This is a genomic window from Stenotrophomonas sp. PUT21 (assembly GCF_052232875.1).
Lineage (GTDB): Bacteria > Pseudomonadota > Gammaproteobacteria > Xanthomonadales > Xanthomonadaceae > Stenotrophomonas > Stenotrophomonas maltophilia_N.
In genome coordinates this window covers 2,086,707-2,103,607 of the sequence record NZ_CP197645.1, presented here as the reverse complement: position 1 = coordinate 2,103,607, position 16,901 = coordinate 2,086,707, and the positions used below count along the sequence as shown (strand labels likewise).

Here is a 16,901-nt window from a genome sequence, read left to right as displayed (position 1 = left end):
CAATGCGGATTGCGCCACGGTGGGTCATGTTGCTGGCCATAGGATTGGCCATACCTTGCGCTGCGGGCGCGGCGTCGGCGGTGTCCTACGATGCCGACACCGGCACGTACGGCTATTCGATGAACAACCGCAGCGTCAGCGCGGCCCTGCAAGAGGCGCTGGGGTACTGCGCGCAGCGCTCATCCAACTGCAGCAGTGTGGCGAGCACTTCGGAAACTGGATACTCGGCGCTGTATGCGGGCACGGGTGCGATGGGCTTTGCCCTCTCTGCGCAGGACGATGCCGCTGCCCAGCGCAAGGCCGAGGCGATGTGCCGCCGAAAGGCGGGAGACTGCCGGCTGGTGCTGCTGTGGCGCGAAGCACCGGCGGTGCCGGCCGTGCCGCCCATGCGGCCGCATACCCTGCCGCCGATTGCGCCGGCGGAGTAGTCGCCGCGGCGCTGTCGAGCCGCCGCAGAACGAAAAAAACGCCCCGGATCCGTCGATCCGGGGCGTTCTGGTTTTCCATGGTGCCGAAGGTGGGACTCGAACCCACACGCTTTTAAGGGCGGCGGATTTTGAGTCCGCTGCGTCTACCGATTCCGCCACTTCGGCTGGCTGGCCGCGTAGTGTATACAAGATGTCGACGTTTGTGCAGGCCTGAATGCTTAAGTTCCTGTCAGGGTTTCACCTGCGCAGGACGCTATACTCATCGCGCTGAACCATACAGGGAGTCGTCATGAGCGCGCTGCAGGATCTTCGGGTGCTGGTGGTCGAGAACGACGAAATGAGTGCGGCCCTGCTGCAGATGCAGCTGGCGCAGTCCGGCGCGGTGGTGGTGGGGCTGGCCGCCTCGGTGTCCGAGGCGCTGCGCCTGCTCGGCGAGACCCAGCCACAGGTGGTGCTGCTGGATTATCGTCTCGCCAACAATGAAACCAGTGAAGCGGTGGCGGCAGCGTTGGCCGCGCGCCAGATTCCTTTCGTGCTGGCGACCGGCATGGCGACCGAGCATCTGCCCGAGGCCTTCCGGTCGGGCACCATCCTGACCAAGCCCTACCTGACGGCCGAGTTGAATGCCGCATTGGGGCGTGCACGCGTCGGCGATTCGGTCGCCGGCTGAGCTGCCCTCACGCCGCTTCGGCGTGCGCCAATGTCACCGGCTCGCGATCGTCCAGGATCCGGTACAGCGCAGCAAGATCCTCGGGGTCCGGGTTCAACCAGGCATCCAGATGTTCGCGCCGGATCGGCACGATGCAGCGGTCGTGGCCCGTACGCGACACATCGGCGGGTGGCTCGTCGGTGATCGCGGCAAACGACAACAGGCGGCCTTCCGGCCCTTCCCACTCCGACCACAGGCAGGCGATCAACAGATCGCGCGGTGGCTGCGGGCTGAACTCCAGCACCACGTTCTCGGCTTTCTCGCCCGGCGACAGCAGGCGCTGTTCCAGTGCATGCCGCGGCACGTGCTCGTAGAACGATTGCACCACCACCACGCCATGCCGGTGGCCGAACGCGGAGGCCCAGTACCCCTCCAGACTGTCACGGCGTGCGTTGTAGGTGCCGGGATAGAGCACGTCGTTACGCGCGGGTTTGTCCGGCAGCCGGCATTGGTAGCGCATCGGCTTGATCACGCGCTGCCCCTGCTCGGAGACGATCACCGGCGCGTAAACCCCGGGAAAAATGCGGCTGTCGCGCGGCACCAGGCCGGCGCGCTGCAGGTCCGACAGGCGCGTCTGCGCACGTTCGATCCGATTGCCTGCGATGCGCACCTCGTTGCGCGCCTTCTGCGTGGGGCGTGCGGCCAGTTGCGCTTCGGCCGCCTTCAATCGCGCGCCCTGCAGGCGCAGTTCCTCATCCAGCGCCTGCATCTCCTCGGCATGCCATTGCTGTATCCGCGCCACGATCTCCTGGCCCTGCGCCGTGCGGGCACCGGCAAAGCCGTCGTCCATCGCCTTGGGGGTTTTCGGGCGTTGCTTGCCGGCGTCGTGGGCATACAGCTGGGCGAACTCGTCCAGCGACAGCACGGCGCCGTACTCACGGACCAGCTTGGTGTAATCGGCGCGGATCTGGGCGGAATAGCACATGGCGGCGGAACAGGGTGGGCAGAGGCACAGCATAGGCCGGTGGGTCGCACATCCTGCGAATACGGTCGGGCATGCTGAGCGTCCATTCATAGCCGGATCCGTGTCATGTCGCTGCCCGCTGGCGTTCACTGCATTCCCTTGCCGCCCGGCGTGGAGGACTACCGCGCGCTGCGGGTGCTGGCCGGGTTGAGCCCGAAAACGGCCGAGGCGGCCGCACGTGGCCTGCCCAACACGGTCTTCGGCGTGAGCCTGCGCGAGGGCGACCGGCTGCTGGCCATGGGCCGGATCATCGGCGACGGCGGCTGCTTCCTGCAGGTGGTGGATATCGCCGTGGTCCCGGACCGCCAGGGGCAGGGCCTGGGCAAGGCCGTGATGGCCGAGCTCGACGCCTGGCTGCGCGCCAATGCTGTCGGTGCGTATGTCAGCCTGATCGCCGATGGGCAGGCGCATCGGCTGTATGCGCAGTTCGGCTTCGCCCTGACCGCGCCGCGCTCGGTGGGGATGGCGAAGGTGGTGGCGTAAGGCCCATAAACAAACAGCCCCGACCGAAGTCAGGGCTGTCTGTTTGAAGCTGGCGTCCCCACGGGGATTCGAACCCCGGTCGCCACCGTGAAAGGGTGATGTCCTAGGCCTCTAGACGATGGGGACGCGTTAAACCGAATTTTGGCTTCCATCGGACGGCCTGTGTCCGGAGAAGTGGTGGAGCCAGGCGGGATCGAACCGCCGACCTCCTGCATGCCATGCAGGCGCTCTCCCAGCTGAGCTATGGCCCCACAGTTGTGCTGCGAGCCGCCTATCATAGCGGCGGTTTTGCCGGATGGGAAGGGGTCATCAAACAAAAAGCCCCGACCGAAGTCAGGGCTGTCTGTTTGAAGCTGGCGTCCCCACGGGGATTCGAACCCCGGTCGCCACCGTGAAAGGGTGATGTCCTAGGCCTCTAGACGATGGGGACGCGTTAAACCGAATTTTGGCTTCCATCGGACGGCCTGTGTCCGGAGAAGTGGTGGAGCCAGGCGGGATCGAACCGCCGACCTCCTGCATGCCATGCAGGCGCTCTCCCAGCTGAGCTATGGCCCCACGTTGTACCGCGAGCCGCCTAGTATATCTGCCTGTTCACGTTTGTGGAAGCCTTTCGGACATCCGCATCGCAACCGCAGTAGACGGTGAATAAAAAGACCCGGCATGCCGGGCCTCGGTATTCGTCTGATGAGTGGCGTCCCCACGGGGATTCGAACCCCGGTCGCCACCGTGAAAGGGTGATGTCCTAGGCCTCTAGACGATGGGGACGCATGAAACTCATCAAATTGTTCAGCACACCCGAACGGCCTAAGGTCCGGAGTGGTGGAGCCAGGCGGGATCGAACCGCCGACCTCCTGCATGCCATGCAGGCGCTCTCCCAGCTGAGCTATGGCCCCACGATGCTGGAGGCGGAATTCTACGCGGCCGTGAAGCGTTCGCCAAGTCTTTTTTCTGAAATACCGAAGAAAGAATGCATGCGGAAAAAAACCGACCACGAAAAACAAAAAGCCCCGACCGAAGTCAGGGCTGTCTGTTTGAAACTGGCGTCCCCACGGGGATTCGAACCCCGGTCGCCACCGTGAAAGGGTGATGTCCTAGGCCTCTAGACGATGGGGACGCACGAAAACTTCAAATTTTGTCACTGCAATCTGATCGGCCTAATGATCGGATTGGTGGAGCCAGGCGGGATCGAACCGCCGACCTCCTGCATGCCATGCAGGCGCTCTCCCAGCTGAGCTATGGCCCCACGTCGTGAGGAGCGAAATCATAACGACGACGTTTTCGATTGGCAAGAAAAAAGTGAAGAAACATCGTCACTAATCGCGCTTCATTCGCCCGGCAGTCGCTGATGGCGTAGACGCAACGCGTTGCTGATCACGGAGACCGAACTCAAGCTCATCGCCACCGCGGCCAGCATCGGCGACATCACGATGCCCAGCGGGTACAGCACGCCGGCCGCAACGGGAATGCCGAGGCCGTTGTAGAGAAACGCAAAGCCCAGGTTCTGCCGCATGTTGCGCACACTCGCGGTGGAAAGCTGGCGCGCACGCAGGATGCCGCGCAGATCGCCCTTGACCAGCGTGACCTGCGCGCTCGACATCGCCACATCGGTCCCGTTGCCCATCGCGATACCCACGTCGGCACTCGCCAGCGCCGGCGCATCATTGATTCCGTCACCGGCCATCGCGACCTTGCGGCCCTGCGCCTGCAGCGAACGGATCAGCGCGGCCTTGTCGGCGGGGCGCATTTCGCCGTGCACCTCATCCAGGCCGAGTTCCCGCGCGACCGCTTCGGCGGTGGCGGCGCCATCGCCGGTCGCCATCACGATGCGCAGGCCATCGCGGTGCAGCTGGGCGATCGCTTCGGCAGTGGAGGCCTTGATCGGGTCGGCGACCGCGAGCAGACCGCCGAGCTGGCCGTCCACGGCGAGGTACATCACGCTCGCCGCTGCCTTGCGCAGCTGCTCGGCCGCCTCGCGCAGCGCATCCAGCGCGATGCCGTGTTCGTCCATCAGTGCGGTATTGCCGAGCAGCAGCGTCTTGCCGTCGACCACGCCCTGCACGCCCATGCCGGTCAGCGAGTCGAAGTCCACCACCTGGGTCAGTGGCATCGAACGCGCCTGCGCCTGCGCGACGATCGCTGCAGCCAACGGATGCTCGCTGCCCTGGTCCAGACTCGCCGCCCACTGCAGAATCTGATCGGGCTGGTAGGGCGCCACCGCCTGCACATCACGGAACGCCGGCCGCCCTTCGGTCAGGGTACCGGTCTTGTCGACCACCAGCGTATCGACCTGGCGCAGGGCTTCGATCGCTTCGGCATCGCGGAACAGCACGCCGTGCTGTGCAGCACGGCCGGTGGCGACCATGATCGTCATCGGCGTGGCCAGCCCGAGTGCGCACGGGCAGGCGATGATCAGCACCGCAACCGCGCTGAGAACCGCGTGCGTCCACGATGGCTCGGGGCCGAACAGCCCCCAGCCGAAGAACGTCAGCACCGCCACCGACAACACCGCCAGCACGAACCAGTACGCCACGGTGTCGGCCATGCGCTGCATCGGGGCACGTGAGCGTTGCGCCTGCGCGACCAGCTGCACGATCTGCGCCAGCATGCTGTCATCGCCCAGGCGATCAGCGCGCACCACCAGGCTGCCGGTGCCGTTGAGGGTCGCACCGATCACTGTGTCGCCGATGGTCTTGCCGACCGGCACGGGCTCGCCGGTGAGCATCGATTCGTCGATCGAGGAGCGGCCGTCCACCACCGTGCCGTCCACCGGTACTTTCTCACCCGGGCGTACACGCACGCGGTCGCCGGGCTGCAGCGCGGTGATCTCGATGTCTTCTTCGCGGCCATCCTCGCGCAGCACGCGCGCCGTCTTCGGTGCCAGGCCGAGCAGTGCCTTGATCGCCGCCGAGGTCTTCGCCCGTGCGCGCAGCTCCATCAACTGCCCGAGCAGCGTGAGCGAAATGATCATGGCCGCCGCTTCGAAGTAGACGCCAACATGTCCGTGCTGCTGGAACGACGGCGGGAACAGGCCGGGCGCGACGGTGGCGACCACGCTGTAACCGTATGCGGCCAGCACACCCGTCCCGATCAGCGTCCACATGTTCGGGCTGCGGTGGCGGATCGACTGCGCCCAGCGCTGCAGAAACGGCCAACCGGCCCAGAGCACTACCGGTGTCGCCAGCGCCAGTTCGATCCACACCCGCAGATCCGGCGACAGCCCATGCAGCACCGGCGTCATCGCGAGCATTGCCAGCGCCATCGTGGCCACGCTCAGCGGCAGGCTCCACCAGAAGCGACGGTGGAAGTCGGTCAGCTCGGGATTCTCTCCTTCCTCCAGGCTGGGCATCGCCGGTTCCAGCGCCATGCCACACAGAGGGCAGGTGCCGGGTCCTTCCTGCACGATCTCCGGGTGCATCGGGCAGGTGTACAGCGTGCCGGCCGGGACCGGCTCGGCGGCATCAGCGTCCGGGGTCAGGTAGCGCTGCGGGTCGGCAATGAACTTTCGCCGGCAGCCATCGCTGCAGAAAGGGTAATCGCTGCCGTCATGACGGGCGTGGTGGGTGGTGGTGGCCGGGTCCACCGCCATGCCGCAGACCGGGTCTGTGTGCATGCCCGCGCAAGGCGCTGGCGGAGCGCCGCAGCAGGACGGGCCTTTCGCTGCGGGCGCGCCATTCCCATGCGCGTGGGTCGGGTTCATTGGCGTGCTTCCGTCAGTGCGGTCAGGATCGGGCATTGGGCTTGATCACCATGGCCGGGGCAGGCATCGACGAGTTGCTTGAGCGCGCCGTGCATGCGCTGCAGCTCGTTGATGCGCTGCTGGATGTCACTGAGTTTGTTCACTGCGCTGTCGCGGATCTGGGCCATGTCCTGGCCGCGCTGATCACTGAAGCCCAGCAGGTCGCCGATTTCATCGAGGCTGAAACCCAGCGCCTTGGCGCGGCGGATGAAACGCAGGCGGGTCAGGTCCGACTCGCTGAAGACCCGGTAGCCGCCGGCGCTGCGTCGGGCGGTGGGCAGCAGCTGCTGCCGCTCGTAGTAGCGCACCGTATCGATCGGCACGCCGGCCTGGCGCGCGAGCTGTCCAATGTTCATGAGCACCTCGTGGATGACCGCACCATTCTGGACCTTGGAGTCTGGTCAAGGGTCAAGCCTTGCTGGAACCCCACTGAAAATTCAGTCTGCGTGAAATTTACAACTAGTTGCATGGCCGTCCCGCCGGGACGTCCGTAGCCTCAGGCCATCTTATGTATCGACCTGTTCTGCCCGGCCCCGCCGGCAGGCACTGTCCCAGGAGAATGGCCATGGACGCACCCCGCAACACGCTGCAGCCGGATACGCCGACCCTGATGGAAGTTGCGGTCGTAGAATTCCCCGGCAGCCTGCGCGCCGCCGCGCCCGTGCTGTCCGAGCTGGCGCAGCGTTGCAACCGCACCGTGGCCGCCGGGCGCCGCACGGGCGGGCGCATGCTGGTCACGCGCTGGACGATGTCCGCCCGCGGCATGCAGCGGGTGGCGGGGGCGGAGCTGTTCGGCGATGCCCTGCCGGCGATCATCGTCGTGCCCGGCAGTGAATCGAGCTGGACCATGGCACCGCCCGACGAGCGCCTGCTGGCTTGGCTGCGCGAATGCCACGATGGCTGCAGCCTGCTGGCTGGCTGCGACGAGGGGGGGCTGCTGCTGGCGGCAGCGGGCGTGCTGGCCGGCCGCTCGGTCAGTGTTCCCGATCCCACGCGCTGCCCGGCACTGCGCACGATGGTACCCAGCTGGCTCCCCAGCGAACGTACCCTGGTCGATGATGGTGACCTGCTGACGGCCGCCGGCCAGGAGGCCTGGAAGTATCTGAGCCTGCGCCTGCTCGCACGCGTGTACGGGCAAAGTGTGATGAACACCGTCATCCAGCAGCTGCAGCTGGTGATACCGCGCACCGAACTGGACGATCTGGAGCGCTTCAGCCCGAACTTCGCGCATGGCGACCGCTGCATCCTCAAGGCGCAGCGCTGGCTGCACGGGATTGCGGCACGCGGTGTCGGGCTGGATGACATCTGCCTGCAGGCCGGGCTGGAGCCGCGCACCTTGCAGCGCCGGTTCCTGAAAGCCACCGGCATGCGGCCGATCGAGTATTGCCAGCGCCTGCGCATCGCCAAGGCGCAGTTGCTGCTGCAGGCCGGTGGGGTGGTGGACCAGGTGGCGTGGGCGGTGGGCTACTCCGACCAGAGTGCGTTCCGTCGGCTGTTCCTGCGCATCGTCGGGCTGACGCCGGCACGCTATCGCCGCCAGGTGGCCGCACAGCAGCGCGAGCGTGCAGCAGCGCGCCCGGTCGGCCGGGTGGTCGAGTCGATCCGTTCGGCGGCCTGAATCGCGCGACACCGGCACACTTGCTCCCTTGATGCCTTGCTGGGACCATGCCGACGGGCCCGATGCAACAGCCGTCGCACCTGGCAGGTCCCGTGCGAGGGCGGAGAGAATCAATGATCAGCAGTGTAGGCCCGGTACCGCTTGCGGTCGTGTGGGTAGTGGTGGCGCTTGGCATTGCGATGCTGGTGGCCAGTGTGGTGCGTGCTCCGGTCATCGAAGGCGCACCGCGTCCGCGATCGGTGGTGGTGGACATGCTGCTGCTGGGCCTGCTGGCCGGGCGGGTGGCGTTCGTGATGTGGCACGCGGGCGACTATGCGGCCGATCCCTGGGGGGTGCTGCGGATCGGCGATGGCGGGTTCCTGCTGTGGCCGGCACTGCTGGTCGGGCTGGGGTGGGGGGCGTGGCGCGTGCGCCGCTGGCCCACACTGCGCCGCCCCGTGGGCGCCGCTGCGCTGGCGGGCCTGCTCGGTTGGGCCGTGCTGTCTACCGGCGCTGGCTGGCTGCAGCAATCGCGGGTGACGCTGCCGGCGATCACCTTGACCTCGCTGCAGCGGCAGCCAATCGCATTGGCCGACACACAGGGCAAGCCGGTGGTGGTCAATCTCTGGGCAAGCTGGTGTGGCCCCTGCCGGCGCGAGATGCCGGTGCTGGCGCGCGCACAGCAGCGCCACCCGGATATCCGCTTCCTGTTCGTCAACCAGGGCGAAACCCGGGAGGAGGTCGAGGGTTTCCTGGCCGCCGAGCAGCTCACCCTGGCCAACGTATTGCTCGACGAAGACGCGCTCACTGCCGAGCGGCTGCAGGTGCACGCCTATCCGACTACCCTCTTCTTTGATGGGCAGGGCCGGCTGAAGCACATCCACCTGGGCGAACTCAGTGCCGCCGGCCTGCAATCCAAGCTCGACAGCCTGTAACGGTCGTCGCGTTGTCTTGTTCCTTGAATCCAGGAGTCACCATGAAATTGAAGTCCTCGCGCCCGTTGGGCACCGTGCTTGCCGTCTCGCTGCTGATGGCACTGGCCGGGTGCAGCCAGGCACAGACGCCGAAAGCCGGTGCTGCCGCGCCGAAGGCTGGCGGCGACCGCCCGGCCGTGCTGAAGGGCATCGAGAAGCATGGTTTCGAGGTGATCGGCGAGTTTGATGCGCCGGGTGGCCTGCGCGGGTTTGCCGGCGTGGTCGGCGGCCAGCAGCCTGCGGCGGCGTATGTCACCGCGGACGGAAAGAACGTGGTGGTCGGGAGCCTGTTCGATGCCAATGGCGAAGACGTGGGGGCCGCGCCACTGGAGAAGCTGGTGGCCAAACCGATGTCCGAGCGCAGCTGGAAGAAGCTCGACGAAAGCGCCTGGGTGCGTGACGGCCGCGCCGATGCACCGCGCGTGGTCTACACCTTCAGCGATGCGAACTGCCCGTACTGCCATCGTTTCTGGGAAGCCGCGCGGCCGTGGGTGGATGCCGGCAAGGTGCAGCTTCGCCACGTCATGGTCGGCGTGATCCGTGAGGACAGCCCGGCCAAGGCGGCTGCGATCCTTACCGCCCCCAACCCCAGTGCCGCGCTGCTGGAGAACGAACGGCTGTTCGATCGCGGTGGCATCAAGCCGGCGGCATCGTTGACGGCGGAGGTCGCCAACAAGCTCGATGCGAATCAGGTGCTGATGATTGAACTGGGCTTCCAGGGCACGCCGGGCATTCTGTTCAAGGATGCCCAGGGAATGGTGCAACGCCGTTCCGGCATGCCGCAGGGCGATGACATGACCGTGGTGCTCGGCCCGCGCTGAGCGGACCGCGGTATCGCTGCACAACGCGCCGGGTTGAACCCGGCGCGTTGCGTTTGGGTGTCATGAAGGCGTATTGCGGCCGGGAAAGCCCGGCGTCGCACGTTGACGCACTCGGCTTGATTTGGATCAAGGCCGAAAACGTTGCGGTCGCTAAGCTGGCCGCATGCGCTATCTCATGGATTCCCCCGCACGCACCGGACGCGTGGCCGCCCAGTCAGAAAACTGTCCGGCAACATTCACGGCATTCTCACTTTGCGATTGTTACTCAAGGCGCTGGCCGACGCGCTTGAACGCGCCGGTCATCAGGGATGAGGGGATCCCGTGCGAGCGTACCGATGCGGACGACGGGTTCGATGGCGTGGTGGCCACCGGATCGCGCGCCGGAGAAGGTCGCGCGCAGTGCAGTGCCGGGCTGCGTGCCCATGATCGGCGGCGTCCTGGACGTCGGCCGGCCTGGACCCGCGGGACTGTGTACGGTTCAAGGAGGACGTTATGCGCTTGGCTGTGTTGACGGTCGCATGCGTGGCAGCATTCGCTGCGGCGCCGGGCTATGCGCAGGATTCGGCCGCTGCCCTGCGGCAGGACATTCAGACGCTGCGGCAGACACTGGAACAGATGGAAAAACGCCTGGAGGCGATCGAATCCGGCAAACCTCCGTCCGCGCCGCCGGTAGCCATCGCGGCACCGGCCGCTGCGCCGGGTACGAGCACGACTCCGCCACCCTCGCCAGCGCCCGTGACTGCCCAAGCCCAGGTACCCGGCATGGGCCAGGCGATTCTCCCGCAACGCGATTCCGTTGCTGATCCGTCCACCGCCGCCTCCCGACCGGACAGCGCTGCCGGGCCGACCGATCCCGAGCTGAAAGGCTTCTTCGCGATCCCCAACACCGACACCCTGATCCGCATCGGCGGGTACGCCAAGCTCGATGCCATCGCCGATTCGCGCGCGGCCGGTGACCAGGAACAGTTCGTCACTTCTTCGATTCCGGTCGGCGGTGCACACCGGGATGTCTCCAACTTCACCCTGCATGCCAAGCAGACCCGCTTCAGCTTCGAGGCGCGGCGCCCGACCACGCATGGCAACCTGCGCTTCTATCTGGAAAACGACTTTTTCGGCAGCAGCGACAGTTATCAGTTCCGCCTGCGCCACGCCTACGGGCAGCTGGGCAACACCTACGCCGGTTATGGCTATTCCACCTTCATGGACGCCGACAGCCTGCCTGACACCCTGGATTTCGCCGGGCCGGGGGGAGCGGGGTACCTGCTGGTGGCCGGCATCCACCACAGCTTCGCAATGGGCAAGGGCAATACCCTCACCGTGGCCGCCGAGGATCCGGATACCCAGTTGAGCAACCCCGCCGAGGGGGTCATGCCGGTGGACTCGCTGCCGGACGTCACCGTGACGGCGCGCATGGAGCGTGACTGGGGCCATCTGCAGCTGGGCGCGGTCGCGCGCAGCCTGGGGTACGACGGCGATGCCGGCGACGGCCGCCGCTTCGCCGGTGGCCTGCAGCTCAGTGGCTCGGCCGCGGTCGGTGATCAGGACCTGCTGTTGTTCGGCATGCTCGGCGGCAAGGGCCTGGCCCGTTACACCGCCGACCTGACCGGCTCGGGCATGGACGCGGTGGTGACCGCCGACGGGCGGTTGCAGGCGTTGTCGCTGTACGGCGGCTTCGTCGGTTACACGCACTACTGGTCGCCGCTGTGGCGCTCGAACCTGATCTACGGCCAGCTCACCAGTGGACGCAACGATGCGCTGGCGGCCGATGCGTTCCGCCAGAGCCGCTACGGCGTCTTCAACCTGCTCTGGAGCCCGGCCCCGTCCTGGACGATGGGTATGGAGCTGCTTTACGGGCAGCTGGAACAGCAGAGTGGACAACGCGGCGACACGATGCGGCTGCAGGGCAGCCTCCAGTACAACTTCATCAAGTAACTCCCAACGCCCGGCATGACCGGGTCCCTGCCTGGCAAAGGAGCAAGCGTCATGGCAAAAGCGAAGAAAATCGGGGTGGTCGGTGCCACCTTCCTGGTGGCCGGGAACATGATGGGGTCGGGGGTGTTCCTGTTGCCCTCCAGCCTGGCCAAGATCGGCACGGCCTCGATCTGGGGCTGGCTGATCACCACCGCCGGCGCGCTGCTGCTGGCCTTCGTGTTCGCCAAGCTCGGCAAGCTGGCCCCCAAGGCCGGTGGTCCCTATGCCTACGCCAGGGACTGGTTCGGCCCCTACATGGGTTTCCAGACCAACACCATCTACTGGTTCGCCAACTGGATCGGCAACGTCGCCATCCCGATCGCGGCGGTGGGCTATTTCAGCTACTTCTTCCCGATCCTGTCCGAGCCGTTGCCACGCTGCATCGCGGTGCTGGCCCTGGTATGGGCGTTGAGCTTCGCCAACGTGATCGGCCCGTCGTTCGTCAGCAAGCTGCAGACGGTGACCACCAGCTTCGCGCTGGTGCCGATCCTGGGTATCGCGATCTTCGGCTGGTTCTTCTTCGATCCGACCATCTTCAAGGGCGCCTACAACGTTTCCGGGGAGTCCAACTTCGGCGCGATCTCCAGTGCCGCCGCGTTGACCCTGTGGGCTTTCATCGGCGTGGAATCGGCCTCGGTGACTGCCGGCGTGGTCGAGAACCCGGAGAAGAACGTGGCGCGCGCGACGCTGGGCGGCGTGTTCCTGGCCGCGATCGCCTATATCGCCAGCTCCTCGGTGATCATGGGCATGGTGCCCAATGGCGACCTGCAGGTCTCCGATGCGCCGTTCGCACTGGCCGCCGCCAATGCGGTGGGTGGCTGGGGCGGGGCGCTGGTAAGCCTGTGCGCCTTCGTCGGTGCAGCCGGCTCGCTCGGCGGCTGGATCCTGTTGACCGCGCAGAGCGCCAAGGCGGCCTCGGATGACGGCCTGTTCCCCAGCATCTTCAGCAAGACCAACAAGGACGACGTGCCGGTCAAGGGCGTGCTGATCGTGGCGGTGCTGATGACCCTGGCGGTGCTGGTCACCTCCACCTCCAAGACCGCCTCGGCCCAGTTCGATGTGATCACCTCGGCCGCGGTCGTGCTGACCCTGCTGCCGTACATCTACTCCTGCGTGGCCTGCTACTTCGTGGTCGAGCGCTCGCACACGCTGGTCCATACCGGCGCGTTCTGGCTGCTGACCAGCGTCACCGTCGTGTACTGCCTGTGGGCGATCTTCGGTTCGGCCGGCAACATCGTGCAGTACGCCTTCCTGTTCGTGTTGTTCATCACGGTGTTCTACCCGTTCTTCAGCGAGGAGCGTCGCCGCCAGCGCGGCCAGCTGCCCGCGCTCGACGCCGCTGTCCGCACGACGCTTTCGTGATATTGCCCCAGGAGAATCCCTGTGTACTTCAAGTCCCTTGATTACCCGATCATCGTCATCGACGACGACTACGAATCCCCGCGCATCGGCGGCATCCTGATCCGTGCGCTGGTGGACGAACTGCGCAAGAACGACCAGCGCGTGCTGTGCGGCCTGACCCTGGCCGATGCCCAGGCCGGCGCGCGCACCTATGTGGCGGCCTCGGCGGTGCTGATCTCCATCGACGGCACCGAGGAAAACCCGGAGCAGTTCCAGCGCCTGCTGGGCTTCCTGCGCGAACAGACCGCCCGCCGCGCCAACCTGCCGGTGTTCCTGTACGGCGAGCGGCGCACCATCGAGAAGGTGCCCAGCAAGCTGCTCAAGTTCGTGCACGGCTACATCTTCCTGTTCGAAGACACCAAGAGCTTCATCTCACGCCAGGTAATGCGCGCGGCCGAAGATTACATGGCCAATCTGCTGCCACCGTTCTTCAAGGCGCTGATCCACCACACCGCCGAGTCCAACTACTCCTGGCATACGCCGGGGCATGCCGGCGGCGTAGCGTTCACCAAGTCGCCTGTCGGGCGTGCGTTCCACCAGTTCTACGGTGAGAACACCCTGCGCAGCGATCTGTCGATCTCGGTGCCGGAGCTGGGCTCGCTGCTCGACCACACCGGCCCGATCAAGGAGGCCGAGAACGAGGCGGCGCGCAACTTCGGTGCCGACCACACCTTCTTCGTCACCAATGGCACCTCGACCGCCAACAAGATCGTCTGGCACGGGACCGTGGGGCGGGGCGATGTGGTGTTCGTCGACCGCAACTGCCACAAGTCGCTGCTGCACTCACTCATCATGACCGGGGGCGTCCCGGTGTACTTCACCCCCAGCCGCAACGCGCACGGCATCATCGGCCCGATCAGCCTGGACCAGTTCACGCCCGAGTCGCTGCAGCAGGCCATCGCCGCCAACCCGCTGGCCAGCAAGGCCTACAAGGCCGGTTCCAAGCCGCGCATCGCGGTGGTCACCAATTCGACCTATGACGGGCTGTGCTACAACGCCGAAAAGATCGCCGAAGAGATCGGCAGCGCGGTCGATTACCTGCATTTCGACGAAGCCTGGTATGCCTATGCCGCGTTCCATCCGTTCTATGAGAACCATTACGGCATGGCCAAGGGCAAGCCGCGCGAGCAGGATGCGATCATCTTCACCACGCACTCCACGCACAAGCTGCTGGCCGCGTTCTCGCAGGCCTCGATGATCCACGTGCGCAACGCGGCCACCCATGCGCTGGATGCCGAACGCTTCAACGAAGCCTTCATGATGCACACCACCACCAGCCCGCACTACGGCGTGATCGCCGCCTGTGATGTGGCCTCCAAGATGATGGAAGGTGCGGCGGGTGAATCGCTGGTGCAGGAAATGCACGATGAGGCGATCGCGTTCCGCCGCGCGATGCTGCATGTACGCGAGGATCTGGGCCGCGACGACTGGTGGTTCAGTGTGTGGCAGCCGGACAAGCTGGAACGTTCGCTGGCCAAGGGCGATGCGCCGGCCCCGATGGTGGCCAAGCGCAGCGAATGGTATCTGCAGCCGGACGCGCACTGGCACGGCTTCGATGGCCTGGTCGACGATTACGTGCTGATCGATCCGATCAAGGTCACCCTGCTCACGCCCGGGCTGTCGATGGACGGCGAGATGGGGCAGCGCGGTATTCCGGCCGCGGTACTGAGCAAGTTCCTGTGGACGCGTGGCATCACGGTGGAGAAGACCAATCTCTATTCCGTGCTGTTCCTGTTCTCCATGGGGATCACCAAGGGCAAGTGGAGCACCCTGGTCACCGAGCTGATGGCCTTCAAGGAGCTCTATGACAGCAACGCGCCGCTGACCCGTGCGCTGCCGCAGCTCGCGGCCGAGTTCCCGATCGCCTACGCCGGCTGGGGCCTGCGCGACCTCTGCGATGCGCTGCACGCCTTCAACGACGAGTTCGGTGTGGCCCAGGTGATGCGCGCGATGTACGTGGACCTGCCCGAGCCGGTGATGACCCCGGCCGAGGCGTATGACCATCTGGTCCGTGGCCAGATCGAACGGGTCGACATCGAGCAGATCAGCGGCCGCATCGCTGGCACCATGCTGGTGCCGTACCCGCCGGGCATCCCGACCATCATGCCGGGCGAGCGCTTCGGCAGCAGCGACGAGCCGATCATCCAGTCGCTGCGGATCGCCCGCGAGCAGAATGCGCGCTTCCCGGGCTTCGAGTCGGATGTGCACGGGCTTATCATTGATACCGACGGCGATGCGCCGAGCTACAAGGTGGAGGTGCTGAAGGTCTGACGCCCGCGCGCAGGACCCTCGGCCAGCGATGGATACAGCACGCGAGCAACGGGTCCTCACATTCTCCATCGGGGTGACGATGGCGGTCAGCGCCATCGGCTTCATCGGCGGCCTGCTGGTGGGGTCGCAGGCCATCCTGTTCGATGGGGTCTACAGCCTGGTGGACGTGGCGCTGACCCTGGTGGCGTTGTCGGTGCTGCGGCTGGTGGCGCGGGAAGAAAGCCCGCGCTTCCAGTACGGCTACTGGCATCTGGAGCCGATGGTGGAGGCCCTTGGCGGGGCGATCCTGTCGCTGGCCTGCATCTATGCATTGGCCAATTCGGTGATCGGGCTGACCACCGGCGGGCACGAGGTCAAGGCCGGGCCGGCGCTGCTGTGGGCGGCTCTGCTGTGCGTGAGCAACCTGGCCATGGCCGCGTACGTGCGTACCCGCGCGATGCAGCTGCATTCGGCGTTGCTCTGGCTGGATGTGCGCGCGTGGCTGCTCAGCGGGATGATGAGCCTGGCCGTCGTGCTGGCGTTCGCGATCGCGCTGCTGCTGCGCGATGGCGCGCATGCCCACTGGATTCCCTATCTGGACCCGCTGGTGCTGGCCGCGATCAGCGTCGCGGTGCTGCCCGTACCGCTGCGCAGCGCGTGGAAGGCGATGCGAGAGGTCCTGCAGGTGGCGCCGGATACGCTGGATGCGCGCGTGCAGGCGGTGATGAAAGACTTCGTCGCCGAACACGGCTATCTGGATTTCACCAGCCACGTGGCCAAGATGGGCCGCATGCGTTTCGTGGAGATCCACATCCTCACCCACCCGGAAACGGTCATCGGCAACATCGGCAATGTGGACCGGCTGCGTGATGAGATCGCCGAGCGCCTGGATGCGCGCGGCAGTGAGTTCTGGCTGACCATCGATTTCACCGCCGATCCGGCCTGGACCTGAGGCCGGGGACGGGACTCAGGGTCGCCCCAAAAGGCGGCGCCACCAGGGCACGGGCGGCGTCGGGTCGGGCAGGTGAGCCGGGGGCAGGCTGGCCCAGATGGGCTCGAAGAAGGCGATGTCCTCATTGTCCGGGGCCATCCGCTTGGAGACCGAAGCCACCGGGAACAGCTTGAGCTTGGCGGGGCCGACCACTACCGCGTCGGTGCCATAGGCGTCGGTCTGCATGCGCCAATCGCCGCCGCGATGGGCAATCACGTAATCACCGAAGAGGATGCCCAGCCCGCACGCCACGACGTTGTCGGCAGGGCGCTGGGCGACATCGTCGGCCTTCCAACGCCGGAAGGCCGTGTCCAGCGCGTTCGGGGTGACCTCGCTCGTGCCGGCATAGATCGTCAGCAGTTGTCGGCCCAGATCCCTGGATTCCTGTGCCCACGCGCTTTCCCGGTCCGAAAACCCGGCCAATGCCACGTCCTTGTCGCTCATGCGGTTCTCCGGATGCCCGGTCGCGATTCTGGCAGCTCTGCACGGGCAATGCGACGGCGCATCGCAACGTTGCAGTGCGCGCCGTTGACCTCAACCGCAGTTGAGGCCGGAGACTGCGCACTCACTCCCCGA

Annotated in this window: 14 protein-coding genes and 9 tRNA genes; 10 read left to right on the top strand and 13 right to left on the bottom strand. The window is 66.1% G+C overall.

All coding sequences use genetic code 11. The features are described 5' to 3' along the window. The first annotated feature begins 80 nt into the window (after positions 1-80). A complete protein-coding gene (locus tag ACTT2I_RS09730) occupies positions 81-428 on the top strand; it encodes a DUF4189 domain-containing protein (protein ID WP_421099804.1) in 348 nt (115 codons plus the stop codon). Positions 429-506: 78 nt separating this feature from the next. On the opposite strand, the gene ACTT2I_RS09725 is transcribed toward ACTT2I_RS09730, so the two are convergent. Then, positions 507-593, bottom strand: a tRNA-Leu gene (locus ACTT2I_RS09725). Positions 594-717: 124 nt separating this feature from the next. Between ACTT2I_RS09725 and ACTT2I_RS09720 the strand changes: the two genes are divergently transcribed. Next, positions 718-1,098 (top strand): response regulator, encoded by a 381-nt coding sequence (locus tag ACTT2I_RS09720; protein WP_088435412.1) that lies wholly within the window; start codon positions 718-720, stop codon positions 1,096-1,098. A gap of 7 nt (positions 1,099-1,105) precedes the next feature. On the opposite strand, the gene ACTT2I_RS09715 is transcribed toward ACTT2I_RS09720, so the two are convergent. Beyond that, positions 1,106-2,062, bottom strand: a complete 957-nt coding sequence (locus ACTT2I_RS09715; protein ID WP_088435413.1) for an SOS response-associated peptidase family protein — start codon at positions 2,060-2,062, stop codon at positions 1,106-1,108. A gap of 105 nt (positions 2,063-2,167) precedes the next feature. Between ACTT2I_RS09715 and ACTT2I_RS09710 the strand changes: the two genes are divergently transcribed. Then, positions 2,168-2,584, top strand: coding sequence for a GNAT family N-acetyltransferase (locus ACTT2I_RS09710; protein WP_088435414.1), 417 nt, complete (start codon positions 2,168-2,170; stop codon positions 2,582-2,584). 50 nt (positions 2,585-2,634) lie between these two features. On the opposite strand, the gene ACTT2I_RS09705 is transcribed toward ACTT2I_RS09710, so the two are convergent. From ACTT2I_RS09705 to ACTT2I_RS09660, 10 genes are all read right to left on the bottom strand, one after another. Further along, positions 2,635-2,710: transfer RNA gene (locus ACTT2I_RS09705), tRNA-Glu, on the bottom strand. Between the two features lie 49 nt (positions 2,711-2,759). Further along, a tRNA-Ala gene (locus tag ACTT2I_RS09700) sits at positions 2,760-2,835 on the bottom strand. A 103-nt stretch (positions 2,836-2,938) separates the two neighbouring features. Then, a tRNA-Glu gene (locus tag ACTT2I_RS09695) sits at positions 2,939-3,014 on the bottom strand. 49 nt (positions 3,015-3,063) lie between these two features. Next, a tRNA-Ala gene (locus tag ACTT2I_RS09690) sits at positions 3,064-3,139 on the bottom strand. Positions 3,140-3,273: 134 nt separating this feature from the next. After that, positions 3,274-3,349: transfer RNA gene (locus tag ACTT2I_RS09685), tRNA-Glu, on the bottom strand. 52 nt (positions 3,350-3,401) lie between these two features. Continuing rightward, a tRNA-Ala gene (locus tag ACTT2I_RS09680) sits at positions 3,402-3,477 on the bottom strand. Positions 3,478-3,622: 145 nt separating this feature from the next. Further along, a tRNA-Glu gene (locus ACTT2I_RS09675) sits at positions 3,623-3,698 on the bottom strand. Between the two features lie 53 nt (positions 3,699-3,751). Then, positions 3,752-3,827: transfer RNA gene (locus ACTT2I_RS09670), tRNA-Ala, on the bottom strand. A gap of 81 nt (positions 3,828-3,908) precedes the next feature. Then, positions 3,909-6,194 (bottom strand): heavy metal translocating P-type ATPase, encoded by a 2,286-nt coding sequence (locus ACTT2I_RS09665; protein WP_421099805.1) that lies wholly within the window; start codon positions 6,192-6,194, stop codon positions 3,909-3,911. Positions 6,195-6,277: 83 nt separating this feature from the next. Further along, on the bottom strand, positions 6,278-6,676 hold the full coding sequence (locus tag ACTT2I_RS09660) for a heavy metal-responsive transcriptional regulator (protein ID WP_293981860.1): 399 nt from the start codon (positions 6,674-6,676) through the stop codon (positions 6,278-6,280). A gap of 209 nt (positions 6,677-6,885) precedes the next feature. Between ACTT2I_RS09660 and ACTT2I_RS09655 the strand changes: the two genes are divergently transcribed. The 7 genes from ACTT2I_RS09655 to ACTT2I_RS09625 all read left to right on the top strand — a co-directional run bounded on the left by ACTT2I_RS09655 (position 6,886) and on the right by ACTT2I_RS09625 (position 16,286). Further along, the gene (locus ACTT2I_RS09655) at positions 6,886-7,938 is read left to right on the top strand and encodes a helix-turn-helix domain-containing protein (protein WP_421099806.1); all 1,053 of its coding nucleotides are present in this window, start codon (positions 6,886-6,888) and stop codon (positions 7,936-7,938) included. Between the two features lie 113 nt (positions 7,939-8,051). After that, positions 8,052-8,852, top strand: coding sequence for a redoxin family protein (locus tag ACTT2I_RS09650; RefSeq protein WP_421099807.1), 801 nt, complete (start codon positions 8,052-8,054; stop codon positions 8,850-8,852). Between the two features lie 41 nt (positions 8,853-8,893). After that, complete coding sequence (gene dsbG, locus ACTT2I_RS09645; RefSeq protein WP_088433425.1) at positions 8,894-9,712, top strand: thiol:disulfide interchange protein DsbG; 819 nt, start codon at positions 8,894-8,896, stop codon at positions 9,710-9,712. A 492-nt stretch (positions 9,713-10,204) separates the two neighbouring features. Continuing rightward, a complete protein-coding gene (locus ACTT2I_RS09640) occupies positions 10,205-11,644 on the top strand; it encodes a DcaP family trimeric outer membrane transporter (RefSeq protein ID WP_293981851.1) in 1,440 nt (479 codons plus the stop codon). A 51-nt stretch (positions 11,645-11,695) separates the two neighbouring features. Beyond that, on the top strand, positions 11,696-13,045 hold the full coding sequence (gene adiC, locus ACTT2I_RS09635) for an arginine/agmatine antiporter (RefSeq protein ID WP_019185028.1): 1,350 nt from the start codon (positions 11,696-11,698) through the stop codon (positions 13,043-13,045). 21 nt (positions 13,046-13,066) lie between these two features. Further along, complete coding sequence (locus ACTT2I_RS09630) at positions 13,067-15,355, top strand: Orn/Lys/Arg decarboxylase N-terminal domain-containing protein (protein ID WP_088433423.1); 2,289 nt, start codon at positions 13,067-13,069, stop codon at positions 15,353-15,355. Between the two features lie 28 nt (positions 15,356-15,383). After that, positions 15,384-16,286 carry a cation diffusion facilitator family transporter gene (locus ACTT2I_RS09625; protein WP_088433422.1) on the top strand — a complete coding sequence of 301 codons (903 nt, stop codon included), beginning with the start codon at positions 15,384-15,386 and terminating at the stop codon, positions 16,284-16,286. A gap of 15 nt (positions 16,287-16,301) precedes the next feature. Here ACTT2I_RS09625 and ACTT2I_RS09620 read toward each other — a convergent pair whose 3' ends face one another. Beyond that, positions 16,302-16,769: a DUF3806 domain-containing protein gene (locus ACTT2I_RS09620; RefSeq protein WP_421099808.1), complete on the bottom strand. Its 468-nt coding sequence runs from the start codon at positions 16,767-16,769 to the stop codon at positions 16,302-16,304. Between the last annotated feature and the right edge of the window lie 132 nt (positions 16,770-16,901).